Source organism: Micromonospora sp. WMMD708 (assembly GCF_049315245.1).
GTDB classification, from domain to species: domain Bacteria; phylum Actinomycetota; class Actinomycetes; order Mycobacteriales; family Micromonosporaceae; genus Micromonospora; species Micromonospora wenchangensis.
Window position 1 is genome coordinate 1964173 of the sequence record NZ_CP186060.1, and the last position, 24435, is coordinate 1988607.

A 24435-nucleotide genomic window follows, 5' to 3' on the forward strand; every position below is an offset into this window, starting at 1 on the left:
GTCAGGCCGTCGCCGACCGCGGGGGAGAATGACCCCATGTCGTACGACGCATTGGTGCTGGTCTCCTTCGGTGGCCCGGAGCGGCCCGAGGACGTGCTGCCCTTCCTGGAGAACGTGACCCGGGGGCGGGGGGTGCCGCCCGAGCGGCTGGCCGAGGTCGCCGAGCACTACCTGCACTTCGGCGGGGTCTCCCCGATCAACCAGCAGTGCCGCGAGCTGCTCGCCGCGATCCGGGCGGACCTCGCCGCCCACGGGGTCGACCTGCCCGTCTACTGGGGCAACCGGAACTGGGACCCGATGCTCGCCGACACCGTGGCGCAGATGCGCGACGACGGGATCACCCGGGCGCTGGCGTTCGTCACCAGCGCGTACGGCGGCTACTCGTCGTGCCGGCAGTACCAGGAGGACATCGCCGCCGCGCGGGCCGCCGTCGGCCCGGACGCCCCGGTGATCGACAAGCTGCGCCAGTTCTGGGACCACCCGGGCTTCGTCGAGCCGCACGCCGACGCGGTGCGCTCGGCGCTGGCCCAGCTCGACCCGGCCCGGCGGGACACCACCCGGCTGGTCTTCACCGCGCACTCCATCCCCACCTCGGCGGCGGCCACCGCCGGACCGCACGGCGGCCGGTACACCACGCAGATGGCGGAGACCGCCCGCCTGGTGCACGCGGCCGCCGCGCCCGACCTGCCCTACGACCTGGTCTGGCAGAGCCGCTCCGGCCCGCCGCAGGTGCCGTGGCTGGAGCCGGACGTCAACGACCACCTGACCGCCCTCGCCGGGCAGGGGGTGACCGGGGTGGTGGTCAGCCCGATCGGGTTCGTCTCGGACCACCTGGAGGTGGTCTGGGATCTCGACACCGAGGCGTCCGAGACGGCCAAGCAGCTCGGCCTGGACTTCGTCCGGGCCGGCACCCCCGGCACCGACCCGAGGTTCGTGGCGATGGTGCGCGAACTGGTGGCCGAACGCACCACGCCCGACGGGGCGGCGAACCGCCGCCGCCTCGGTGAGCTGCCGATGTGGGACACCTGCCCGACCCCGTGCTGCGTACCGGCCGCCCGCCGCCCCTGATGCCGACGACCCGCCCTCCCCGACACCCCCTTGGGACGACAGATGCTTGACCGCAAGCCGGTGCAGAGCTGGCTCACCGACATGGACGGCGTGCTGGTGCACGAGGGCCAGCCGGTGCCCGGCGCGCCGGAGTTCGTCAACCGGCTCCGGTCCTCCGGCAAGCCCTTCCTCGTGCTCACCAACAACTCCATCTACACCCCGCGCGACCTGCAGGCCCGGCTGACCCGGATGGGTTTCGAGGTGCCCGAGGAGGCGATCTGGACGGCGGCGCTGGCCACCGCCCAGTTCCTCGCCGACCAGCGGCCGGGCGGCACCGCGTACGTGATCGGGGAGGCGGGACTGACCACGGCGCTGCACGCCGTCGGTTACGTGCTGACCGACTTCGCCCCGGACTACGTGGTGCTGGGGGAGACCCGCACCTACAGCTTCGAGGCGATCACCAAGGCGGTCCGGCTGATCAACGACGGGGCGCGGTTCATCTGCACCAACCCGGACGTCACCGGCCCGTCGGTGGAGGGCGCGCTGCCCGCCGCCGGGTCGGTCGCCGCGATGATCTCGAAGGCGACCGGGGTGGAGCCGTACTTCGTCGGCAAGCCGAACCCGATGATGATGCGCTCGGCGCTGAACACCATCAACGCCCACTCGGAGAGCACCGCGATGATCGGCGACCGGATGGACACCGACATCCTGTGCGGCCTGGAGGCGGGGCTGGAGACGATCCTGGTGCTCACCGGGATCAGCACCCGGGCCGAGACGGAACGCTACCCGTACCGGCCGTCGCGCATCGTCGACTCGGTGCTCGACCTGATCGACGAGATCTGACCCGTACCGGCCCGACGGCCCGGTGCGGTGGCGCGCCGGTCAGGGGCGCAGCGGGGCGTTGCAGGCGGCGACCAGCGCCTGCCGGCAGGCGGTGGTGAGCGGGCGCAGCGCCGCGTCGCGCTGCTGCGCCTCGTGGTTGTTGATCGCTCCGCCGGGCGCGCTCTCCCCGGCCAGGGCGAGCACCCGGTCGAGCACGGCGGCGCGGGCGAACAGCCGCCGGGAACGCGGGTCGAACCCGGGCGGCAGGTCGGTCGCGCCGTCCGGGCGACGCAGCGCGGCGAGCGCCCCGGCGAGCTCGGGCCGCCACTGGGCCACGTCGAGCCTGGTCAGCGCGGCGGTGGACTCGGCCAGCGCGGTGGCGAGTTCCGCCTCCGCCTCGGCGGCCCCCGGTGCGGTCAGCGACGCCTGGACCGCGTCGGCCGGCAGCGGGTATACCCGCCACAGCACCGTCTCCCAGGTCATCCCGGAGCCGGAGGTGTGGCTGCGTACCTCGGGGATCAGCCCGAGCGTGCCGGCCACCACGGCCTCCCCGGCCAGCAGCGCCGCCCCGGCGAAGTCACCCGGACCGGGCAGGCCCCGGGGGTCGCCCGGCGCGGGCAGCACCAACCGGATCTCGTCGGGCGAGAGCTTGGCCAGCGCCGGCAGGGCCTCGCGCAGCGGCACGTCCCGCCAGGTGCCCGGCGCGTCGGCGACCAGGTGCTCCTCGTCGCCGGCGACCGACTCGGCGACCTCGTCGAAGGGCACGAGGCCGGCCCGCCAGGCACGTACCCAGGCCACGAAACGGCTCGACCGGCGCGCGGCCAGGGTGGCCGCGCCCGTTGCGGGGGAGGACATGCCGAAAAGGGTACGTGCTCCCCGCCGCCCCTGTCTCGACTGCCGGATCGTCGGCTGTCCGGTCCGCGTACCGCCGCAGGTGGCGGGCCATGCGGGCACGGCCCGCCGCCGGGCCGGCCGGACCCGGGCGGCCCGGCGTGTCGGGTCGGCGGGCGCGTCGGAAGGTGCCGGGGCGCGACGGGGGCTAGCGTGATCGACATGGCGGGGCGATACGGCGAGGACGTGCTGGCGGGCGACTGGCGGCGACGGAAGGTCACCCCCGAGGTCGACGCCGAACCGGACCTGGTGGTGGAGGACGCGGACTCGGGGTTCTGCGGCGCGGTGGTCGGGTTCGAGGCGTCGGCGGTGGTGCTGGAGGACCGGCACGGCCGGCGGCGGGTCTTCCCGCTGCTGCCCGCCGCGTTCCTGCTCGACGGGGAACCGGTGACGCTGCGTCGGCCGGCCCGTGCCCCGGTGCCCGCCGCCCGCCGCCGGACCGCCTCCGGGTCGATCGCCGTGGCCGACGTGCGGGCACAGGTGGCCAAGGCCAGCCGGATCTGGGTGGAAGGCGTGCACGACGCCGCCCTGGTGGAGCGGATCTGGGGCGACGACCTGCGGATCGAGGGCGTGGTGGTGGAGCCGCTGGACGGCGTCGACGCCCTCGACGCCGAGGTGCGCGGGTTCGCTCCCGGCCCCGGCCGCCGGCTCGGGGTGCTCGTCGACCACCTGGTGCCCGGCTCCAAGGAGAGCCGGATCGTGGCCCGGGTGGACTCCCCGCACGTGCTGGTGACCGGTCACCCGTACGTGGACGTGTGGCAGGCGGTCAAGCCGGCCGCGGTGGGCATCCGGGCCTGGCCGGTGGTGCCGCCGGGCCGGCCGTGGAAGGAGGGTGTCTGCGCGGCCCTCGGGGTGGCCGAGCCGGCCGAGATGTGGCGGCGCATCCTGTCCCGGGTGGACAGCTTCGCCGACGTGGAGACCCCGCTGATCAACGCGATGGAACGCCTGATCGACTTCGTCACCGAACCCGACTGACACCACCGCCGGCCGGCCCGGTCAGGGCTCCTGGTCGGGGGTGCGGGTGAAGACGAAGGTGCCGATGTCCAGGCCCACCGCCCGCCCGTCCGGGTCGCGCAGCACGGCGAGGACCTCGCTGTCCTGTTCGCCGGAGCGGCCCCGCCAGCGGTCCGGTCCGGTCCGGGTGAACCGCAGCGTCGGGTTGCCGGGCCGGCCGGCCCACAACTCGCCGGCCGGGTCGGCCCGGACCTCGTACTCGATGCCCATCCACCACCAGCGGCCGGTCAGCTCGGCCAGTTCCGCCGGGGGCGGGGCGGCGGCCGGACGCCAGGGCACGACCGGGGTCGGCTCGGCGTCCAGGACCAGGGTGAGCAGTTGCCGGGCCAGCCCACCGATGTGCCCGGTGCGCAGGCCGTACGAGTTGGCGAAGCCGACCACGGCGGTCCGGCTGGGCCGGTGCACGGTGAGGGCGGCCACGTAGCCGGGCATCGAGCCGCCGTGACCCACGTACACCCGGTCGCCGTCGCGGTACAGCTCCAGCCCCAGCCCGTGCCCGCCGCGCCAGGAGTCCAGGTCGTTGATCATCACCGGGGTGCACATCTCGGTGAGGGTGTCGGCGGCCAGCACCTCGTCGGCGGGGTCGGCCAGGAACGCCGCCCAGCGGGCGAGGTCGGTCAGTGTCGACCAGAGCTGCCCGGCGGGGGCCATCGCCCCGGTGTCGGTACGCGGCTCCTCCCGCAGCGTGTCGTGCCACGGATGCACCACGTAGCCCCGGGCGTACGGCTCGGTGGCCCGGTAGGTGGTGCGGCGCAGCCCCAGCGGGTCGAGGATCCGGGTGGTCAGCAGCTCCGCCCAGGGTGTGCCGGTGACCCGCTCCAGGACCCCGCCGAGCAGCCCGTACGCCAGGTTGGAGTAGTGGTAGCCGCGCCAGGCGGGGTAGCCGACCTTGTCCGTGCTCACGCCGGCGACCAGGGTGGCCAGGTCGGTGCCCTCGGTGCGTTCCCACCAGGGGCCGTCGGGCTCGCGGTGCAGGCCGCTGGCGTGGCCGAGGAGCTGGCGCAGGGTGAGCCCGCCGACGGCGGTGCCCGGCAGGTGCCGTTCCAGCGGGTCGTCCAGGGTGAGCCGGCCGGCGTCGCGTTCCCGCATGACCAGCGTGGCGGTCATGGTCTTGGTGATCGAGCCGAGCCGGTACTGGAGGTCGGCGTGGGGGCGCGGGTGGTCGCCGGCGGTGGCCAGGTGCACCAGCGCGCCGTCCCGGACGATCCCGAGCGCGAGCGAGGGGGCGCGTCCGGCGGCCTGGGCCTGCGCCACGAGGGTGTCGATCCGGCGGGCGGTCTCGGCGGGCAGGGTCACCAGCAGCTCCTTCGCGGGTGTCGGAACGGGCCTGAACCGAGCTTACTGATCATCAGAAGTGGGTGGATTCGCGTGGACGTGTCACGATCGGGGGGTGGACGCCGTGGTGTGGATCGTGCTGGGTGTGCTGTTGGCCGTCGCCGAGATCTTCACGACGACGCTGTTTCTGATCATGTTCGCGGTCGGCGCGTTCGCCGCCGCCGGGGCCGCCGCGCTGGGTGCGCCCGTCGCCGTGCAGGCGGTGGTCTTCGCCGTGGTGTCGGCGCTGACGGTGGCGCTCGCCCGGCCGACCATCCGCCGGCACATGCGGCCCTCGGTGGACAGCGGCGAGCAGCCGTTCGGGGTGCAGGCGCTGGAGGGCGCCACCGCCCTGGTGATCGAGCGGGTCGACGCCGGACAGGGCATGGTGAAGATCGACGGCGAGTTGTGGACGGCACGTCCGTACGACGCGACGCAGACCTTCGCGCCCGGCGCGCGGGTGCAGGTGATAAAGGTCCAGGGCGCGACCGCCCTGGTGTGGCAGGACGACATTTCCTCCCCCGGCGAGCTGCCGGAAGCGAAAAGGTGACGGTATGGAATTCATCGCGGTCCTGTTGGTGGCCGTAGCGTTGATCATAGTGGTGACGCTGGCGAAGGCGGTGCGGATCGTGCCGCAGCAGCGTCAGGACGTGGTGGAGCGGCTCGGCAAGTACAAGAGCACCCTGAACCCGGGCCTGAACCTGCTGGTCCCGTTCGTCGACGCGGTGCGTACCAAGGTCGACATGCGGGAGCAGGTGGTCAGTTTCCCGCCGCAGCCGGTGATCACCTCCGACAACCTGGTGGTGTCGATCGACACCGTCCTCTACTACAAGGTGGTCGACTCGGTCCGGGCGACCTACGAGATCGCCAATTTCATCCAGGCGATCGAGCAGCTGACCGTCACGACGCTGCGTAACGTGATCGGTTCGCTCGACCTGGAGCGGGCGCTGACCAGTCGGGAGGAGATCAACCGACACCTCTCCGGCGTGCTCGACGAGACCACCGGCCGGTGGGGTATCAAGGTCACCCGGGTGGAGATCAAGGCGATCGAGCCGCCGCCGAGCATCCGCGACTCGATGGAGAAGCAGATGCGCGCCGAGCGGGACCGCCGGGCCGCCATCCTCAACGCCGAGGGGCACAAGCAGTCGCAGATCCTCACCGCCGAGGGTGAGAAGCAGGCGGCGGTGCTGCGCGCCGACGGTGACCGGCAGGCCCGCATCCTCCAGGCCGAGGGCCAGGCGAAGGCGATCCGCACGGTCTTCGACGCGATCCACACCGCGAACCCGAGCCAGAAGGTGCTGGCCTACCAGTACCTCCAGGCGCTGCCGCAGATCGCCAACGGCACGGCCAACAAGGTCTGGATCGTCCCGGCCGAGCTGACCAAGGCGCTGGAGGGCATGGGCGGTGCGCTGGGCGGGCTGAGCAAGATGGTCGGCGACGAGCCGGCCCCCGAGGCGAAGCGCACCGCCAGCGAGGTCGAGCGGGAGGCCGCCGAGGCGGCCGAGGCGGCGGCCAGCGCCGCCCAGCAGATCCACGACGAGGTCCGCGTCGCCGAGGCGCAGGCCACCGGTGGCAACGTGCCCAAGGGGCTGCCGGCGCCCGAGCCGGTCTCCCCGGCCAGCCTGGTCAGCGACCCGGCCGACCAGCGCGAACGGGCCTGACCCCGGCGCCGCCCACCCCGGGCGGCAAATGTGAGAAACGCTCATTCGGCGCCCCGGCGCCTGCCACGATCGGTCCTGAGGGACGGGTGGTGGTCAGGCCCGGGGCGTCGACGCGTTCCGTGCCACCCGTCGCGGGCAGGGACGGGTGGGTCGACCACCCGGCAGGTAGCCGGCGTCGCCCGGCGGAGCGGACGAGGTGAGGCATGAAGGACCCGGCGCAGCGGCTGTTCTCCCGTACCCCCGTTCCCGGCGCACACGACCCGGCCGGGCCGCTGGGCACCCGGCGCACCGGCGGCGGCTTCGGGGTGCTGCCCTTCGTCGGCGAACCCGGACCGGCCGCGCCGGCCACCGACGCCAGTTGGGCCTGGTCGCTGCGCCGGCTGGCCCGCGCCGCGGTCTGGCTGCTGCCCGCCTACGCGGTGCTCACCGGCACGGTGGCGATGGCCAGCGACGGCGGGGTCGGCAACGACCCCTACCCGGCGGACGGCCAGCCGCTCTACCTGCTCGGCTGGGTGGCGGCGATCTGGCTGGGCCTGCTCGCCCTGCTCGCGCTCACCGGCCTGCTCGCGGCCACCCGCAGCCGGCGGGGCGCGGTGGCCGGGCTGCTGACCAGCATCGGCGGTACGGTCCTGATGCTGCCCTTCGCCGGCCTGGCCGCGTCTACCCCCGTCTTCGGCACCACCGCCCGGACGCTGGTGCTGCTCGGTGCCACCTGTTACACCGTGGGCTGGCTGCTCATCGGCTGGGCGGTGGCCCGGTCCGGGGCGTTCGCGATCGGCGACGGGGCGATGCTGATGATCGCCGCGCCCCTGCTCGGCCTCGGCGGCGCGCTGTTCGGCCCGCTACAGACCTTCGGGGCGATCTTCGTGCTGGTCGCCGGCATCGGCATCGGCTACCGGTCCGGCCGGCTCGTCCCGGCCACCGTCGCCCGCGACGCCGCCACCGCCAGCGTCACCACCCCCTGACCCCGTCCCGCCCGGTCGCGCCGCGCCCCGCCCGTCCCGCCCGGTCGCGCCGCGCCCCGCCCGTCCCGCCCCGGTGATCAAGAGCTTTCGGTCAGGAATCCGGACGGGACGCGCCCAAACCTCTTGATCACCGAGCCGGGGGGAGAGACGGGATGGACCGGACGGACGGGGACGACAGGGCATCCGGACGGGGAAGTCGCTGGCAGGTCACGGTGAGTTACCTGACAATCGGGTGCCGGAGTGGGCTGCCGGCCCGCGCGGTGGCAATGCTTACCCGCATGTCCTCACCCCGGACGCCGCTGACGCGGCTGCTCACCGTGCTGCTCGCCGGCCTGCTGGCCGGCCTGGTCCTCGCGGTCGCCGCGCTGCCGGGCAACCTGCTCGCGGGACTCGCCACCAGGGCGGTGCTCGGGGCGTTCGACGACCTGCCGGCGGCGCTGCGCACCCCGGCCACCCCGCAGCGCTCCTACCTCTACGCCAACGACGGTAAGACGCTGCTCACCACGTTCTACGACGTCAACCGCACCGACGTGCCGCTGGCCGAGATCGCCCCGACACTGCGGCAGGCCATCGTCGCCGCCGAGGACCGCCGCTTCTACTCCCACGGCGGGGCCGACCTGCGCGGCATGGCGCGGGCCCTGGTCGCCAACGTCACCGGCGGCGGCACCGCCCAGGGTGGCTCCACGCTGACCATGCAGTACGTGCGCAACGTGCTCAAGAGCGACCCCAGCCGGACCGCCGAGGAACGGGAGGCGGCCACCGAGCAGACCGTCGGGCGCAAGCTCCAGGAGATCCGGTACGCCACCGAACTGGAGAAGACGCTCAGCAAGGACGAGATCCTCAACCGCTACCTCAACATCGCCTACTTCGGCTCCGGCGCGTACGGGGTCGCCGCCGCCAGCCAGCGCTACTTCGGCAAGTCGCCGGCCGACCTGACGCTCGCCGAGTCGGCGCTGCTCGCCGGCCTGGTCCAGTCGCCCGACGAGTACAGCCCGATCGACGGGGACCGGGAGGCGGCCCTGGAGCGGCGCGGGTACGTGCTCGACTCGATGGTCGCCACCGGCGCGGTCACCGCCGCCGAGGCCGACCGGGCCCGCGCCGAGCAGTTGACCCTGCACCCCACCGCCCAGCCCAACGGCTGCACCGCCACGGTCACCGCCGACGCCGGTTTCTTCTGCGACTACCTGCGCCGCTGGTGGCTGGAGCAGCCCGCCTTCGGGGCGACCGAGCAGGAGCGGGAGCAGGCGCTGCGCCGGGGCGGCTACCGGGTGGTCACCTCCCTCGACCCGGACGTCCAGGCCACCGCCGCCGCCGAGGCCCGCAAGGTCTACCCCGCCGACGACGCCCGCGCGCTGCCGATCGCCGCCGTCGAGCCCGGCACCGGCCGGGTGCTCGCCCTGGCCGTCAACCGTGAGTACGGGGTGGGCGACGGGCAGACCGTCAACCCGCTGGTCTCCGGTGGTGGCAGCATCACCGGCTACCAGGCCGGTTCGACGTTCAAGCTGTTCACCATGCTGGCCGCGCTGGAGAACGGCCGCACCCTGTCCACCGGGTTCGACTCGCCGAGCCGGCTGACCACCCGGTTCCCCGCCGAGGGGGAGGCTTCCTGCGGTGGCAGATGGTGCCCGGCGAACGCCAACCCGGCGCGGATGGACGGCTACCGGATGATGTGGGACGGCTTCGGCCGCTCGGTGAACACCTACTTCGTCTGGCTGGAGGAGCAGGTCGGCCCGGCCAAGGTGGTGGAGATGGCCCAGCGCCTCGGGATCACCTTCCGGGCCCGGACCGACGCCGACCTCGCCGCGCACGACGCCGACAACTGGGGGGCGTTCACCCTCGGGGTGTCCGCGACCACCCCGCTCGACCTGGCCAACGCCTACGCGACGGTGGCCGCCGAGGGGACGTACTGCGCGCCGACGCCGGTGGTGTCGGTGACCGGCCCGGACGGCGCGACCGTGCCGGTCGGCCAGCCGTCCTGCCGGCAGGTGCTGTCGGCGGACGTGGCGCGGGCGGCCACCGACGCGGCCCGCTGCCCGGTCGGCCAGCAGTCGGCGTACGGGCAGTGCAACGGCAGCACCGCCGGTGGGGTCGACCGGATCGTGGGCCGCCCGGTGGCCGGCAAGACCGGCAGCTCGGAGAAGAACGCCACCGAGACCTTCGTCGGGTTCACCCCGCAGGTGGCGGTCGCCGGCATCGCCGCCAATCCGGACGACCCGAGCGACGTGGTCGGCGCGGCCGTGCAGGGTGAGGTGATCACCGCGGTCGCCCGGACCATCCGTACCGCGGTCGACGGCCTGCCGGTGCGGGACTTCACCGCCCCGAGCCGGGAACTCGCCGGCAACCCGCAGCGCCCCACGCCCCGCCCGTCGCCCCGGGCCCCGGAGCAGGAGGACCAGAACTTCCCGTCCGACCTGCTCCGCTGGCTCCAGAACCGCCGGGGCTGACCCGCTGCCGCCCGGCCCCGCCGGGGCTGACCCGCTGCCGCCCGGCCCCGCCGGGGCTGCGATCGACGCACCGTCGCCGCAACAGCGGTGTCCGTCCCACTGGACACCGCTGTTGCGCGCCACCGCCGGCCGGGCCCGCCTACCGTCGGACGGTGCCTACCGTCGGGCGGTGACGGTGGCGACCGCCCGGTCCAGGGCGGCGGCCACCGTCGTCGGATCGGCGTCGCCGTCGATCACGGTGAAGTCGGCGAACCCGGCCAGCGCACGGTAGCCGGCGTCCAGCGCGGTCAGGTGCGCCAACTCCTCGGTGTCGATGCCCCGGGCCAGCACCCGCCGTCGGGCCAGTTCCGGGGTGACCGCCAGGAAGCAGACCAGGTCGGGCTCCGGGAAGACGGCGTACGCGGCGCGGACCAGACGGACACCCCTGTCATCCCGGGCCCGCATGATCACGTACTGGCACCAGGTCCAGCGGTCCATCACCCCGACCCGCCCGGTCAGCCGGGTGACCGCCACCGCGCGGGCCAGCGCCAGCCAGCGCACCGTCGCCTCCAGTAGCGGATAGCAGCGCCGGCCGAACAGGTGCACGCCGTCGCGGCGGCCGACCGCCTGCGCCAGCCGGTTCCACAGTGGCCGGCCGCCGGCGTTCTCCAGGTAGACCGCCGGCACGCCCGCCGAGGTCAGCCGCCGGGCCAGCGCCCTGGCCTGGGTCGACTTGCCGGAACCGTCCACGCCCACGAGCGCCACCATCGTCGATCGTCGCACCCCGGGCACACTAGCCACCCCGGACAACGGACCCCTGTCGCCCGGCCCGACTCGGCACTCCACGATCAACTCAGTGTCGCCGCAACAGGGGTGTCCCTGCCGCTTGATACCGCTGTTCGGGCGACATTGCGGGCAGCGCCCGGGCAGCTCCCGGCAGCGCCCGGCCAGCGGGCCGGCCCGGGTGGGGGTCAGCGGCGGCGGGGGCGGTAGGTGGCGAGGGTGGCGGGGATGCCCCGGCGGACGATGCCGGCCCGGTCGGTGTCGCCGCGCAGCAGGGCCGCCGCCGTCTTGCGGGCCTGGTCGAGGGTGAAGTGCGGGGGCAGCATCAACTCCGCCGGGTCGACCACCGCGTTCACCACCACCGGGCGGTCGGCGGTCAACACCCGTCGCCACAGGCCGTCGACCTGGTCGGGGTGCTCGACCAGCACACCGTCGAGACCCAACACCTCGGCCCACCTGTGGTACGCCACGTCCGGCAGGTCCTGGCTGGCCGGATAGCGCGGGGTGCCCTCGGTGGAGCGCTGTTCCCAACTGACGAACGCCAGATCCCGGTTGTTGAGCACCAGCACCACGAAACGCGGGTCGGCCCACTGCCGCCAGTTCTTCGCCACGGTGATCAACTCGTTGACCCCGTTCATCTGCATCGCCCCGTCGCCGATCAAGGCCACCACCGGACGGTCCGGGTGGGCGAACTTCGCCGCCAGGGCGTACGGCATGGCCCCGCCCATCGACAGCAGGGTGCCGGAGAGGCTCGCCAACATACCGGGGCGGACCTGGAGGTGGCGGGCGTACCAGGCGGTGGCGGTGCCGCAGTCCACCGCGATCATCGCGTCGTCGGGCAGCGCGTCGTTGAGGGTGTGGAACAACAGTTGCGGGTTCACCGGGTGCGCCGGCTGCCCGGCCAGCTCTGCCTGGGCCTGCCGCCATCCCGAGGTGGCGTCGGCGACCGTCGCCCGCCAGGCCGTCGGCGCCGGCCCGTCACCCAGCTCCCGCAGCAGCGCCCGCAGGGTCGGCCCGGCGTCGCCGGTCAGGTTGACCTCCGTCGGGTAACGCAGCCCCATCCGGGTACCGTCCAGGTCGATCTGCACCGCCCGGGCCTGCCCCTGCGGCGGATAGAAATCCGAGTACGGCATGTTGCTGCCCACGATCAGCAGCCGGTCGCACTCCTGCATGAGCTGCCAGCTCGGCCGGGTGCCGAGCAGCCCGATCGCCCCGGTCACCCACGGCTCGCGGTGGTCGACGGCGGTGAAGCCGAGCAGGGCGGTGGCCACCCCGGCACCCAGCCGGTCGGCGATCAGGCGTACCTCCGCCTCGGCGCCGAGCGCACCCTGCCCGACCAGCATCGCCACCTTCTCGCCGCCGCGCAGCACCTCGGCGGCGTGGCGCAGCTCCGCCTCCGGCGGCACGGTCGGCGTGCTGCTCGGGACCGAACTGGTGTGGTAGTAGCCGTGCGCGTGCGGCGGGTCCGGCACCGCCGGCTCGTCCTGCACGTCCAGCGGGAGCACCAGCGCGGTCACCGTCCGGCGGGACAGCGCGGTACGGCAGGCCCGGTCCACCAGGTGCCGCACCTGGGACGGGTCGTCGAGCTGGGCCAGGAAGTCCCCGGCCACGTCCTTGTAGAGGGCGAGCAGGTCCACCTCCTGGTAGTAGCCGCCGCCCTCGGCGGTGAGCGCGGTGTTGCCGACCAGGGCCACCACCGGCTGGTGGTCGAGCTTGGCGTCGTAGAGGCCGTTGAGCAGGTGGATCGCGCCGGGGCCGCTGGTCGCCAGGGCGCAGCCGAGCGGGCCGCCGCCGTACTTGACGTGCGCGCCGGCGGCGAAACCGGCGGTCTCCTCGTGGCGTACCTGGACGAACTCCACCCGGTCACCGGCCCGTTGCAGGGCGGAGGTCATCCCGTTGATCCCGTCACCCGGGTAGCCGAAGTAGCGGTGCACCCCCCACTCGGCGAGCCGGGCCACGATGTGGTCGGCGACCGTGGCGTTCCTCGGCAACCGGCCGTCGGTGGTGCCCGCTGCGCTCATCGTGGTGGTCCCTCCGGTCGCGTCCCTTTCCCGCCCCCTTCCCGCGCCACGCCCGGGGAAACCCGGTCACCCCGGGAAACCCGGCCGGGTCCGGGAGCCCGCCCGCCCACCGACCGGTTCGGGCCGGCGCGCACCGTGGGGACCGCCCCGCAGGCGCGCACCGTCGGGACAGGCAGAATCGGGCGGTGCCCGTACACGAGATCACCGACCCCGACGACGCCCGGATCGCCGACTACCGGGCGTTGACCGACGTCGAGCTGCGTACCCGTTGGGAGCCCCCGCACGGGTTGTTCATCGCCGAGGGGGAACTGGTGCTGCGCCGGGCGTTGCGGGCCGGCTACCCGGCCCGGTCGTACCTGGTCGACGCCAAGCGGGTCGACCAGCTCGCCGACCTGGACACCGGGGACGCCCCGGTCTACGCGGCCACCCCGGACGTGCTGGAGAAGGCGACCGGCTTCCACGTCCACCGGGGGGTGCTCGCCTCGTTCCACCGCAAGCCCCTGCCCACGGCCGCCGAGGTGCTGGCCGCCGCCCGCCGGGTGGTGGTCCTGGAGGACATCAACAACCACACCAACCTCGGCGCGATCTTCCGGGGGGCCGCCGCGCTCGGCATCGACGCGGTGCTGCTCTCGCCGTCCTGTGCCGATCCGCTGTACCGGCGCAGCGTGCGGGTCAGCATGGGGGAGGTGTTCGCGGTGCCGTACGCGAAGCTGGACCGCTGGCCGGTCGGCCTGGACGAGGTACGCGCGGCGGGGTTCACGGTGCTCGCGATGACGCCGGCGGCGGACGCCGTACCGGTGCAGCGGCTGACCCCGGCGCAGCGGGCGCGGGCGGCGCTGCTGCTGGGGGCGGAGGGCCCCGGCCTGACCGGGGCGGCGCAGGCGGCCAGCGACGTGCGGGTGGTGATCCCGATGCGGCGCGGCGTGGACTCGTTGAACGTGGCCGCGGCGGCGGCGGTGGCGTTCTGGGAGCTGGGCCGCGACGACCCGGCCGACGGGTAGCCGCCACGACCCCCGGCTATTTGCATGAGAATGCGGGCAGGTGCATAATCTTCCTTGTGTCCAAGGTTCTCACCTCCCTGCCCATCGGCGAACGTGTCGGCATCGCCTTCTCCGGCGGCCTCGACACCTCGGTCGCGGTCGCGTGGATGCGCGACAAGGGCGCCGTCCCGTGCGCCTACACCGCCGACATCGGCCAGTACGACGAGCCCGACATCGACTCGGTGCCCGGCCGTGCGCTCAGCTACGGCGCCGAGGTCGCCCGCCTGGTCGACTGCCGTGCCGCCCTGGTCGAGGAGGGCCTCGCCGCGCTGACCTGCGGCGCCTTCCACATCCGCTCCGGCGGCCGGGCCTACTTCAACACCACCCCGCTGGGCCGGGCGGTGACCGGCACCCTGCTGGTCCGGGCGATGATCTCCGACGACGTGCAGATCTGGGGCGACGGCTCGACCTTCAAGGGCAACGACATCGAGCGGTTCTACCGCTACGGCCTGCTGGCCAACCCGCAGCTGCGGATCTACAAGCCCTGGCTGGACACCGACTTCGTCACCGAGCTGGGTGGGCGCAAGGAGATGTCGGAGTGGCTGCTGGAACGCGGCCTGCCCTACCGGGACAGCACCGAGAAGGCGTACTCGACCGACGCCAACATCTGGGGCGCCACCCACGAGGCGAAGACCCTGGAGCACCTCGACACCGGCATCGAGACCGTCAGCCCGATCATGGGGGTCCGGTTCTGGGACCCGTCCGTGGAGATCCCCACCGAGGACGTCACGATCGGCTTCGACCAGGGCCGGCCGGTGACGATCAACGGCAAGGAGTTCGGCAGCCCCGTCGACCTGGTGCTGGAGGCCAACGCCATCGGCGGCCGGCACGGCCTGGGCATGTCCGACCAGATCGAGAACCGGATCATCGAGGCCAAGAGCCGGGGCATCTACGAGGCTCCCGGCATGGCGCTGCTGCACGCCGCGTACGAGCGGCTGGTCAACGCCATCCACAACGAGGACACCCTGGCGAACTACCACCACGAGGGCCGCCGCCTCGGCCGCCTGATGTACGAGGGTCGCTGGCTCGACCCGCAGGCGCTGATGCTGCGCGAGTCGTTGCAGCGCTGGGTGGGCACCGCCGTCACCGGCGAGGTGACCCTGCGGCTGCGCCGGGGCGAGGACTACTCGATCCTGGACACCACCGGCCCCGCGTTCAGCTACCACCCGGACAAGCTGTCGATGGAGCGTACCGAGGACTCGGCCTTCGGACCGTCCGACCGGATCGGCCAGCTCACCATGCGTAACCTCGACATCGCCGACTCGCGGGCCAAGCTGGAGCAGTACGCCACCCTCGGCCTGGTCGGCGGGGCGGCCCCGCAGCGGGCGGTCGGCGCGGCGCAGGCCGCCTCCACCGGGCTGATCGGGGCGATGCCGCAGGGCGGCGCGGAGGCCATCGCCTCCCGGGGCGTCGCCACCGCCGAGGACGAGGCCCTCGACCGGGCCGCGATGGAGTTCGGCGTCGACTGACCGGCGCGCCACCGGCCGGGACGGGTCACCGCCCCGGCCGGGCAGGCAGCCCTGGTCGTCGGGCCGGCGGCGGCCGGTGGCTGGCGGGCCCCGGGGTCACGGAGGGTAGCGTGTCGCCCGTGTTCCCTACCGTCCGTGAGGTGCTCGCGCTGGACCCGGTCCGTCACGGCGCGCCCCGGCTGGTCGCCGGGGAGGCGGGCCTGGACCGGCCGGTGCGCTGGGTGCACGTGGCGGAGGTGCCCGACATCGCCACCCTGCTCGGCGGGGGTGAACTCGTCCTCACCACCGGCATCGGGCTGCCCCCCGACGACGCCGGACTGCGGGCCTTCATCGGCGACCTCGCGGCGGTGGGCGTCTCCGGGCTCGTGGTCGAACTGGGCCGCCGCTACCCGACCGAGGTGCCCCGGGTGATGGCCGTGGCCGCCGGGCGACGCGGGCTGCCCCTGGTCGAGCTGCGCCGGGCCACCCCGTTCGTGCGGATCACCGAGGCGGTGCACGCCCTGATCGTCGACGCCCAACTGCACGAGCTGCGGGCCGCCGAGGAGATCCACCAACGCTTCACCGAACTGTCCGTCGAGGGCGCCGGGGCCGCCGAGGTGGTCCGGCAGGCCGCCGCGCTGGCCGGCTGCCCGGTGGTGCTGGAGAACCTGTCCCGGCAGGTGCTCGCCTACGACCCGGCCGGGGAGAACGCCGAACTGCTGCTGGCCGGCTGGGAGCAGCACTCCCGGCGGCTGCGCCCCGCCGGCCGCACCGCGTACGACAGCGACAGCGGCTGGCTGGTCACGACCGTCGGCGCGCGCGGACAGGACTGGGGTCGGCTGCTGCTGCGCTGGCCGGCACGGGCGGGCCTCGGCGACGGCCGGCCCGTCGGCACGCCACCCACCCGGCTGACCATCCTGGTGGAACGGGCCGCCTCGACCCTGGCGCTGGGCCGGCTGATCCGCCGCGACGCCGAAGGACTGGAACGGCAACTGCACCACACCCTGCTCACCGGCCTGCTCGACCACTCCCGCCCGGTGGACGAGATCGCGTTGCGGGCGCGGGCACTGGGGGTGCCCCTGGAACGTCGGCACCTGATCGGTGTCATGGTCCGGCTCCGCCGCGACACCCCGGCCGAACCCGCCGGACCGGGCGAGGGCGGCCCGGCCGACGCCGCCGAGGCCGGCCCGGCCCGGCTCCGTGACCTCGCCGAGGCGGTCGGCCAGGCGCTACGGGAGGCGAAACTGGCCGGGCTGACCAGCCCCGTCGACGACCAGGCGGTGGGGGTGCTGCTCGCCCTGCCGGACGCCGCCGCCGAGGACCGCGCGCTGGCCGCGTTCGCCGCCGCGCTGCGCCGCCGCCACCCCGAGCAGCCGGCGCGCGTGCTCGTCGCCGCCGGGTCCGGGGTGGCGAGCCTGCGGGAGGTACGCCGCTCGCTGGTCGAGGCCCGCCAGGTCGCCGAGGCCGCTCGCCGGGACAGCCGTGACCTGCCGGTCTTCCGGCTGCCGCACGTCGGGCTGGCCGGCCTGCTGCACCTGTTACGCGACGAGCCCCGGTTGCAGACGTTCGTCGAACGGGAACTCGGCGCGCTGCTGGCCCACGACGCCCAGCACCCCCGGGAGCAACTGCTCGGCACCCTGCGCGCCTACCTGGAGCAGGGCCGCAACAAGTCGGCCGGGGCGGTCGCCGCGCACCTGTCCCGACCGGCCTTCTACGAACGGCTGGCCCGGATCGGCCGGATCCTCGGCGTCGACCTCGACTCGGTCGAAGCCTGCCTCTCCCTGCACGTCGCCCTGCTGGCCCTCGACGCCATCCGCACCCCCTGACGCGTTCCCCGCCCCGCCACCCTTCCGCCCCGCCGCCCGCCCGCCCCGCCGCCCGCCCGGTCTCCGGTGATCAAGAGAAATACGTCAGATTCCGTCGGCGGGGTGACGCGAACCTCTTGATCACCGCCCGCGCGGCCTGCCCGTCGACCGCGATCAAGAGGTTCGCGTCAGATTTCGCTGGCCGGGTGACGCATTCCTCTTGATCACCGACCGTCCGGCCGGCAGGTTCGCCGTGATCAAGAGGAATACGTCAGAATTCGCCGCCCCGGTGACGTGAACCTCTTGATCACCGGGGCGATGGGGGCCGGGTGAGGTGGGCGGGCGCGGGGGAGCGGGTCAGGTCAGGGTGTCCAGGGTCTTGGCGTAGGCGGCGGGGACGTGGTGGGGGCCGGCGGGGGTGAAGACGTCGGAGGTGGCCGCCGTCGACCAGGCGGCGGCCGGGACCGCGTCGACCAGGGCGCGGACCACCGGGGCGTCACGCCACTGGTCCTGGGCGGCCAGCAGGCTCAACGCCACCACCGACTCCTCCACCTCGCCGACGCACTCGAACGGCTTGTGCCCGTCCACCCCGAGCAGTTCCCGGTAGCCGGGGATCTGCGTCTCGTCGGCCAGCAGGTCACCGCCGAAGATGCCGACCACCCGCTCCCGGGGCATGAACGGGGCCATGGCGAGGAAGACGAACCGGCACTTCGGGCAGTTGCGGCACCAGCGGGCGCTGGCGTCACGCAGCTTGAACGCGGCGTTGCAACTGGTCACCACCGCGTCGTACCGGTCGATGGTGGCGAACAGCCGGGCGATGTGCAGCTCCGACAACGGACGCAGCAACGAGAAGTACGGCTCGGTGAGCCCCGCGTGCCCGGCCAGCGCCGCCCGCAGCAGCCCCTCGGCCTCGACCCCCTTGGACCACTGGTGGTTGATCTCGTGACCGTTCCAGATCAGGTTCGGGTCGGACGCGGACCGCTCGTTGGACATCACCACCGGCCCCAGCCCGTGCAGCACGGCGGTGGCGACCGCGATCAGCGAGTTGATCGCGGTGACCGGGATGTGGCCGTTGCGTGCCCCGGCGGCGTTCAGGTCGAACAGCACCGGGTCGAGCCGTCGCCGGGCGGCCAGCGCCGGCAGCCCGGACGCCTCGTTCACCGCGACGATCACGTGGTTGGGGTTGACCGAGAACGGCACCGGGTCGAAGCCGCCCCGACGCAGCGCCTCCAGGCTGACGATGGAGTCCTTGCCCCCGCCGACGGCCGACAGCGGACGCCGGTCGGAGTCGTCGTACACCCGGGGTGGCGGGACCTCACCGGCCGGCACCTCGGGGCGCAGCTCCAGCACGTGCGGGAGCCGGTTGCGGTAGGCGTACTCGGCGAGGCCCTTGGTGTAGACGGCGGTGACCAGCGCGACGGCGGCCCCGCCCAGCGGCGTCGGCAGCACCAGGCGCGGCGGGGCGGCGGCCTTGTAGTAGCTGACCCCGGCCACCACGTGCAGCAGTTCCAGCACCCGGCCCAGGGTGGCCTGCGTCTGCGCCGACGGTGGCGTGGCCGGCACCGGCAGCGTGATCACCTCGGTGAACCGCTGCTCGCCGTCGGGACCGGTGAGGAGGTAGTCGAACGACGCCGCGCCGGTGGCGGGATCGAACGAGTACGACGGGAAGGTGAAGGCGTCCATCCGCCGGAGCTGCTCGTTGGGCACACGCCATACTAGGCCCTGGTTCGTCCGGCCGGGTCCGCTGTGCCGGGAGCGGACCCGGACCCACCGTCCACACCCCGAGGGAGAGTTCGTGCGCCTGTCCGATCTGCGCGGCCGTACCGTCGCCGTCTGGGGGGCCGGCCGGGAGGGCCGCGCCGCCGTGACCGCCATCGCCGCGCACGGCCCGGCCGACCTGGTCGCCGTCGACGACAGCGCCAACTTCCTCACCGTGGCCTGGGAGGGCCCGCTCGCCGAGGCCGCGCCGCTGGTCACCGGCGAGGAGGGGTTCGCCCGGCTGGCCGCCGCCGAGATCGTCGTCCGCTCACCGGGGGTGCCCAACACCCACCCGTGGCTGGTCGAGCTGCGGGCGCGGGGGGCGACCGTGACCCAGGGCACCGCCCTGTGGATGGCCGACCACGCCGACCGGACGATCGGGGTCACCGGCAGCAAGGGCAAGTCGACCACGTCCAGTCTGATCAGCCACCTGCTCGCGGCCGTGGACCGGCCCAACGTGCTGGGCGGCAACATCGGCGTGCCCACCCTCGACCTGCCCGAGGCCGAGCTGTACGTGCTGGAGCTGTCCAGCTACCAGTGCAGCGACCTGGCCGACTCGCCCCGGGTGGCGGTGGTCACCGCGCTGTTCCCGGAACACCTGGACGCGCACGGCGGTGAGGCCGAGTACTACCGCGACAAGCTGAACCTGATCGCGTACGGCCCGCGCACGGTGGTGGTCAACGGCAACGACCCGCGCCTCGCCCTGGAACTGGGCGACCGGGCGGCGGTGCGCGCCGGCCTGCCCGACACCGCGCACGTCGCCACCGGCCCGGACGGCACCGACTGGTTCCACCTCGGCGACCGGCCGCTGTTCGCCCGGGGGGTGCTGCCGCTGGTCGGCCGGCACAACGCGGGCAACCTCTGCGTGGCGCTCGCCGTGCTCGACGCGGTCGGTGTGGACGTCGTCGCCCACAAGGACACCCTGGCGGTGGCGGTCGCCGGGTTCCACGGGCTGGCCCACCGGCTCACCGAGATCGTCGACCCGTCCGGGCTGACCTTCGTCGACGACACCCTCGCCACCAGCCCGTACGCGGCGATGCACGCGATCGACGCGTACGACGGGCGGCCGTTGACGGTGATCGTCGGGGGCACCGACCGGGGGTTGGACTACACCCCGCTGGCCGAGCACCTGGCCGAGCGGGAGCTGACCGTGATCGGGATCCCGGACAGCGGCCCCCGGATCGTGGCGGCGCTGGCCGGGCTGCCGAAGGTGCGTACCGAGATGGTGGACGACCTGGCGGACGCGGTCCGGTTGTCGCGGGCGGTGACCCCGCCCGACGGGGTGGTGCTGTTGTCCCCGGCGGCGCCCAGCTACGGCCGGTTCCGCAACTTCGAGCACCGTTCCGAGGTCTTCGCCGAGGCGATCCGGGCCACCGCCGCCGGCTGAGCCCGCCCCCGGGGCCGGGTGACGCGGTGTCAGGCGGGGGCGGCGGTCGGGCGACACAGTGGCAGTTGTCGGCGGCCGGCCGGGGTGGCAGCGTGCGGGGCACGCGAACCCCGCTGCGGAAGGGTGTGCCGATGACCGCCGACGACCTGCTGGCCCGACACCGGGCCGTGCTCCCGTCCTGGATGCCGCTCTACTACGCCGAGCCGATCGAGCTGGTCGCCGGGTCCGGCCGCCGGGTCACCGACGCCCAGGGGCGCAGCTACCTGGACTTCTTCGGCGGCGTGCTGACCAACATGATCGGCTACGACATCCCGGAGATCCGCGAGGCGGTGCAGCGCCAGCTGGACACCGGGCTGGTGCACACCTCCACCCTCTACCTGATCCGGCAGCAGGTGGAACTGGCCGAGAAGATCGTGCAGGTCGCCGGCATCCCGGATGCCCGCGTCTTCTTCACCAACTCCGGCACCGAGGCGAACGAGGCGGCGCTGCTGGCCGCCACCAGCTACCGCCGCTCGCACCAGATCCTCGCCGTGCGCAACAGCTACCACGGCCGGTCGTACGCGACGATGGGGATCACCGGCAACCGGGGCTGGACGGCCAGCGCGCACAACCCGCTCCAGGTGGCCTGGCTGCACTCCGGGGAGCGGCTGCGCGGGATGCTCGCCCGGTTGCCCGCCGACGACCGGATCGACGCCGCCGTGGAGGACCTGCGCGAGGTGCTCGCCACCCAGACCAGCGGCGACGTGGCCTGCCTGATCGCCGAGCCGGTCCAGGGGGTCGGCGGTTTCGTCGCCCCGCCCGACGGGTTGTTCGCCGGCTGGCGCAAGGTGCTCGACGAGCACGGCATCCTGCTCATCTCCGACGAGGTGCAGACCGGCTGGGGGCGCACCGGCGCGCACTTCTGGGGCTACCAGGCACACGGGGTCACCCCGGACCTGCTCACCTTCGCCAAGGGCATCGGCAACGGGTTCGCGCTGGCCGGGGTGGTCGGCCGGGCCGAGATCATGGAGTCGGTGCCGGCGATCAGCTTCTCCACCTTCGGCGGCAACCCGCTCTGCACGGCCGCCGGCAACGCGGTCCTGGACTACCTGCGCGACCACGACCTCCAGGCCAACGCCGCCCGGGTCGGCGCGATCCTCGTCGACGGCCTGCGTGCCGCGGTCGCCGACCTCGACGGCGTAGCCGAGATCCGGGGCCGCGGGCTGATGCTCGCCGTGGAGTTCGTCCAGCCGGGCGGCCCGGAACCCGATCCGGCGCTGACCGCCCGGGTCGTCGAGGCGTGCCGGGCCGGCGGCCTGCTGGTCGGCAAGGGCGGCCTGTACGGCAACGTGGTGCGGATGGGTCCGCCGTTGACCCTCACCGAGGACGAGGCCCGCGAGGGGCTGGCGATCCTGGTCGAGGCGATCCGGTCGACGGTGGCGGCGGAGGCGGCGCGGTGACCGGGGCGACCCGGCAGACCTCACCCGGCCCGCAGGCCGCACCGACGGTGGAGGTCACCCGGATCGGGCACTTCGTCGACGGCGAGCGGGTCGACGGGACGTCCGGCCGGTTCGCCGACGTCTTCGACCCGGCGACCGGTCGGCGTACCGGCCTCGTGGCGCTGGCCGACGCGGCGGACGTCGCGGTGGCGGTCGGGGCCGCCGGGCGGGCCGCCCGGAGCTGGCGGGACGCCTCGCTGGCCCGGCGCACGGCGGTGCTGTTCGCCTTCCGGGAGTTGGTCCACGCCCGCCGGGACCGGCTCGCCGAGGTGATCACCGCCGAGCACGGCAAGGTGCTCGCCGACGCCGCCGGCGAGGTGCAGCGCGGCCTCGAGGTGATCGAGTACGCCTGCGGCATCGCCTCGGCACTGCGCGGACGGTTCAGCGAGAACGTCTCCACCGGGGTCGACTCGTACAGCCTGCGGCAGCCGTTGGGGGTGGTGGCGGTGATCTCGCCGTTCAACTTCCCGGTGATGGTGCCGCTGTGGTTCGTGCCGGTCGCGGTGGCCTGCGGCAACGCGGTGGTGCTCAAGCCGAGCGAGAAGGACCCGAGCGCGGCGCTGCTGCTGGCCGGGTGGTTCGTCGAGGCGGGCCTGCCGGCCGGGGTGTTCACCGTGGTCAACGGCGACGCCGAGGCGGTCGACGCGCTGCTGGACCACCCCGACGTGCGGGCGGTGTCGTTCGTCGGTTCCACCCCGGTCGCCCGGCACGTGCACCGGCGCGCGACGCTGGCCGGCAAGCGGGTGCAGGCCCTCGGCGGGGCGAAGAACCACCTGGTGGTGCTCCCGGACGCCGATCTGGACCTGGCCGCCGACGCGGCGGTCAACGCCGGCTTCGGCTCGGCGGGCGAGCGGTGCATGGCGATCTCCGCGCTGGTGGCCGTGGAGCCGGTCGCCGACGCCCTGGTGGCGCGGATCGCGGCGCGGATGGCCGGGCTGCGTACCGGCGACGGGCGGCGCGGCTGCGACATGGGGCCGTTGGTGACCGCCGCGCACGCCGCCCGGGTACGCGGGTACGTCGAGGCCGGGGTGGCCGCCGGGGCGGTGCCGGTGGTCGACGGCCGGGACGTGGTGCCGGACGGGGACCCGAACGGGTTCTGGCTGGGCCCGACGTTGTTCGACCGGGTCACCCCGGACATGTCGGTCTACACCGACGAGATCTTCGGCCCGGTGCTCGGTGTCGTCCGGGTCGACTCGTACGACGCGGCGGTGGCCCTGGTCAACGCCAACCCGTACGGCAACGGCACGGCGGTCTTCACCAACGACGGCGGGGCGGCCCGGCGGTTCCAGCACGAGGTGGAGGTGGGCATGGTGGGGATCAACGTGCCGGTCCCGGTGCCGATGGCGTACTACTCGTTCGGCGGGTGGAAGGCGTCGCTCTTCGGTGACCTGCACGCCCACGGCGAGGACGGGGTGCGGTTCTTCACCCGGGGCAAGGTGGTCACCAGCCGCTGGCCCGACCCGCGCCACGGCGGGGTGAACCTCGGCTTCCCCACCCAGACCTGACCCGGCCGGGGCACGCTGCCTGACCGACAACGATCAGGGGTCAGTCGGCCGGGGGGACCAGTAGCGCGTGCAGGGCCACCGGGTCGGTGACCTCGGGCAGGCTGCGGGCGCCTAGCCAGGCGGCGGCGGCCGCGCCGTCCCCGGCCGGGTGGACCGGGGCGTGCGGCCAGCGGCGGCCGGCCTCGGCGCGGACCGCCGCGCCGAGTGGCATGTGGCCGGTGAGTAGCCCACCGCCGAGCACCAGCGGCGTCGCCGCGTCGGCCGGGCGGACCCGGGCGGCGCTGTCGACCAGGTGCGTGGCGGCCCGGTGGAGCAGTCCGGCCGCCACCGGGTCACCGGCGTCGGCGGCGTCGACGACCAGCGGGGCGAACCGGGCCAGTTCCACAGGTGGTCGACGGGTGACCGCCTGGACCACCGCGTCGACGGTGTCCCGGGGGCGGGCGGCCACCCCGGTGGTGCCGGTCAGTTCGCCGAGCAGCCGCCGGCCGAACGGGCCGGGCGCGGTGCCGGCGTCCAGGTCGGCCAGGAGTGCCCGGACCGCCTCCCGGCCCAGCCAGAAGCCGGAGCCGGCGTCGCCGAGCAGCCAGCCGTGCCCGTCGGCGACCCGGTCCAGTCGCCACCGGCACACCTGGGCGGCGATCGCCCCGGTCCCGGCGATCAGGATCGTGCCGTCGGCTGCGGCGGTGCCGGAGGCGTACCCGACGAGGGCGTCGCTGTGCACCGTGTACGGGCAGCGTAGGCCGGCCCCGGACCAGGCCCGGTCGAAGGCGGCCCGGCCGTCCGGGTCGGCGCGTAGCCGGCCGGCCCCGGCGAGCCCGATCGCCCCGGCGCGGACCCGGGCCGGGTCGACGCCGTGCAGCGCGCCGCGCAGCGCCGTCAGCAGTTCCGCGGCGGCCTGTTCCGCGCCGTGGCTGGTGGGGTTGCCGCCGCCGGCCCGGCCGGTGCCGAGGCGTTCGCCGGTGAGGGCCAGGGCGGTGGCCCGGGTGGACGTACCCCCGACGTCGAGGCCGACCACGACGGTGCCGGACATCCGCGCGGGCCTCCCGGGGTGCGCTGGTGTGGGGGTGTCCATG

The 24435-nt window shown here is 74.3% G+C and carries 19 protein-coding genes; 13 read left to right on the forward strand and 6 right to left on the reverse strand.

Annotated elements, in window-relative coordinates:
- Positions 1 to 36 precede the first annotated feature (36 nt).
- Positions 37 to 1068 (forward strand): ferrochelatase, encoded by a 1032-nt coding sequence (locus tag ACN260_RS08950; protein ID WP_422755504.1) that lies wholly within the window; start codon positions 37 to 39, stop codon positions 1066 to 1068.
- 42 nt (positions 1069 to 1110) lie between these two features.
- Positions 1111 to 1890, forward strand: coding sequence for an HAD-IIA family hydrolase (locus ACN260_RS08955; RefSeq protein WP_088645665.1), 780 nt, complete (start codon positions 1111 to 1113; stop codon positions 1888 to 1890).
- A gap of 39 nt (positions 1891 to 1929) precedes the next feature.
- On the opposite strand, the gene ACN260_RS08960 is transcribed toward ACN260_RS08955, so the two are convergent.
- Positions 1930 to 2724: a hypothetical protein gene (locus ACN260_RS08960; protein WP_422755505.1), complete on the reverse strand. Its 795-nt coding sequence runs from the start codon at positions 2722 to 2724 to the stop codon at positions 1930 to 1932.
- A gap of 198 nt (positions 2725 to 2922) precedes the next feature.
- Here ACN260_RS08960 and ACN260_RS08965 point away from each other — a divergent pair, with 198 nt between their 5' ends.
- Positions 2923 to 3735 carry a DUF3097 domain-containing protein gene (locus ACN260_RS08965; protein ID WP_422755506.1) on the forward strand — a complete coding sequence of 271 codons (813 nt, stop codon included), beginning with the start codon at positions 2923 to 2925 and terminating at the stop codon, positions 3733 to 3735.
- Between the two features lie 21 nt (positions 3736 to 3756).
- Here the strand turns inward: ACN260_RS08965 and ACN260_RS08970 are convergent, their stop codons facing one another.
- Complete coding sequence (locus ACN260_RS08970; RefSeq protein ID WP_422755507.1) at positions 3757 to 5070, reverse strand: serine hydrolase domain-containing protein; 1314 nt, start codon at positions 5068 to 5070, stop codon at positions 3757 to 3759.
- A 94-nt stretch (positions 5071 to 5164) separates the two neighbouring features.
- Here ACN260_RS08970 and ACN260_RS08975 point away from each other — a divergent pair, with 94 nt between their 5' ends.
- From ACN260_RS08975 to ACN260_RS08990, 4 genes are all read left to right on the forward strand, one after another.
- Complete coding sequence (locus tag ACN260_RS08975) at positions 5165 to 5638, forward strand: NfeD family protein (RefSeq protein WP_422755508.1); 474 nt, start codon at positions 5165 to 5167, stop codon at positions 5636 to 5638.
- 4 nt (positions 5639 to 5642) lie between these two features.
- The gene (locus ACN260_RS08980; RefSeq protein ID WP_422755509.1) at positions 5643 to 6749 is read left to right on the forward strand and encodes an SPFH domain-containing protein; all 1107 of its coding nucleotides are present in this window, start codon (positions 5643 to 5645) and stop codon (positions 6747 to 6749) included.
- A gap of 203 nt (positions 6750 to 6952) precedes the next feature.
- A complete protein-coding gene (locus tag ACN260_RS08985; protein ID WP_422755510.1) occupies positions 6953 to 7714 on the forward strand; it encodes a hypothetical protein in 762 nt (253 codons plus the stop codon).
- 212 nt (positions 7715 to 7926) lie between these two features.
- On the forward strand, positions 7927 to 10158 hold the full coding sequence (locus ACN260_RS08990; protein ID WP_422755511.1) for a transglycosylase domain-containing protein: 2232 nt from the start codon (positions 7927 to 7929) through the stop codon (positions 10156 to 10158).
- Positions 10159 to 10314: 156 nt separating this feature from the next.
- Here the strand turns inward: ACN260_RS08990 and ACN260_RS08995 are convergent, their stop codons facing one another.
- Both ACN260_RS08995 and ACN260_RS09000 read right to left on the reverse strand, forming a co-directional pair.
- Positions 10315 to 10920 carry a dTMP kinase gene (locus ACN260_RS08995; RefSeq protein ID WP_422755512.1) on the reverse strand — a complete coding sequence of 202 codons (606 nt, stop codon included), beginning with the start codon at positions 10918 to 10920 and terminating at the stop codon, positions 10315 to 10317.
- 188 nt (positions 10921 to 11108) lie between these two features.
- Complete coding sequence (locus ACN260_RS09000) at positions 11109 to 12941, reverse strand: thiamine pyrophosphate-requiring protein (RefSeq protein WP_422755513.1); 1833 nt, start codon at positions 12939 to 12941, stop codon at positions 11109 to 11111.
- A 185-nt stretch (positions 12942 to 13126) separates the two neighbouring features.
- On the opposite strand from ACN260_RS09000, the gene ACN260_RS09005 reads away from it, so the two are divergent.
- The 3 genes from ACN260_RS09005 to ACN260_RS09015 all read left to right on the forward strand — a co-directional run bounded on the left by ACN260_RS09005 (position 13127) and on the right by ACN260_RS09015 (position 17255).
- The gene (locus ACN260_RS09005) at positions 13127 to 13942 is read left to right on the forward strand and encodes a TrmH family RNA methyltransferase (protein WP_422755514.1); all 816 of its coding nucleotides are present in this window, start codon (positions 13127 to 13129) and stop codon (positions 13940 to 13942) included.
- Between the two features lie 56 nt (positions 13943 to 13998).
- Positions 13999 to 15450: an argininosuccinate synthase gene (argG, locus tag ACN260_RS09010; protein ID WP_357766283.1), complete on the forward strand. Its 1452-nt coding sequence runs from the start codon at positions 13999 to 14001 to the stop codon at positions 15448 to 15450.
- Between the two features lie 119 nt (positions 15451 to 15569).
- Positions 15570 to 17255, forward strand: a complete 1686-nt coding sequence (locus tag ACN260_RS09015) for a PucR family transcriptional regulator (RefSeq protein WP_422755515.1) — start codon at positions 15570 to 15572, stop codon at positions 17253 to 17255.
- Between the two features lie 336 nt (positions 17256 to 17591).
- Here ACN260_RS09015 and ACN260_RS09020 read toward each other — a convergent pair whose 3' ends face one another.
- On the reverse strand, positions 17592 to 18941 hold the full coding sequence (locus ACN260_RS09020; protein ID WP_422755516.1) for a hypothetical protein: 1350 nt from the start codon (positions 18939 to 18941) through the stop codon (positions 17592 to 17594).
- An 88-nt stretch (positions 18942 to 19029) separates the two neighbouring features.
- On the opposite strand from ACN260_RS09020, the gene murD reads away from it, so the two are divergent.
- The 3 genes from murD to ACN260_RS09035 all read left to right on the forward strand — a co-directional run bounded on the left by murD (position 19030) and on the right by ACN260_RS09035 (position 23362).
- A complete protein-coding gene (gene murD / locus ACN260_RS09025) occupies positions 19030 to 20379 on the forward strand; it encodes a UDP-N-acetylmuramoyl-L-alanine--D-glutamate ligase (RefSeq protein ID WP_422755517.1) in 1350 nt (449 codons plus the stop codon).
- Between the two features lie 131 nt (positions 20380 to 20510).
- Complete coding sequence (locus tag ACN260_RS09030) at positions 20511 to 21818, forward strand: aspartate aminotransferase family protein (RefSeq protein WP_422755518.1); 1308 nt, start codon at positions 20511 to 20513, stop codon at positions 21816 to 21818.
- Between the two features lie 62 nt (positions 21819 to 21880).
- Positions 21881 to 23362 carry a CoA-acylating methylmalonate-semialdehyde dehydrogenase gene (locus ACN260_RS09035; protein WP_422756666.1) on the forward strand — a complete coding sequence of 494 codons (1482 nt, stop codon included), beginning with the start codon at positions 21881 to 21883 and terminating at the stop codon, positions 23360 to 23362.
- Positions 23363 to 23402: 40 nt separating this feature from the next.
- On the opposite strand, the gene ACN260_RS09040 is transcribed toward ACN260_RS09035, so the two are convergent.
- Positions 23403 to 24392: an N-acetylglucosamine kinase gene (locus ACN260_RS09040; RefSeq protein ID WP_422755519.1), complete on the reverse strand. Its 990-nt coding sequence runs from the start codon at positions 24390 to 24392 to the stop codon at positions 23403 to 23405.
- Positions 24393 to 24435 lie beyond the last annotated feature (43 nt).

Bases quoted from the DNA above. Each gene is read 5' to 3' on its own strand.
- ACN260_RS08985 (WP_422755510.1), top strand. From the start codon at position 6,953: ATGAAGGACCCGGCGCAGCGGCTGTTCTCCCGTACCCCCGTTCCCGGC.
- ACN260_RS09000 (WP_422755513.1), bottom strand. From the start codon at position 12,941: ATGAGCGCAGCGGGCACCACCGACGGCCGGTTGCCGAGGAACGCCACG.
- ACN260_RS08955 (WP_088645665.1), top strand. From the start codon at position 1,111: ATGCTTGACCGCAAGCCGGTGCAGAGCTGGCTCACCGACATGGACGGC.
- ACN260_RS08960 (WP_422755505.1), bottom strand. From the start codon at position 2,724: ATGTCCTCCCCCGCAACGGGCGCGGCCACCCTGGCCGCGCGCCGGTCG.
- ACN260_RS09040 (WP_422755519.1), bottom strand. From the start codon at position 24,392: ATGTCCGGCACCGTCGTGGTCGGCCTCGACGTCGGGGGTACGTCCACC.
- ACN260_RS08980 (WP_422755509.1), top strand. From the start codon at position 5,643: ATGGAATTCATCGCGGTCCTGTTGGTGGCCGTAGCGTTGATCATAGTG.
- ACN260_RS08965 (WP_422755506.1), top strand. From the start codon at position 2,923: ATGGCGGGGCGATACGGCGAGGACGTGCTGGCGGGCGACTGGCGGCGA.
- ACN260_RS09030 (WP_422755518.1), top strand. From the start codon at position 20,511: ATGACCGCCGACGACCTGCTGGCCCGACACCGGGCCGTGCTCCCGTCC.
- ACN260_RS08950 (WP_422755504.1), top strand. From the start codon at position 37: ATGTCGTACGACGCATTGGTGCTGGTCTCCTTCGGTGGCCCGGAGCGG.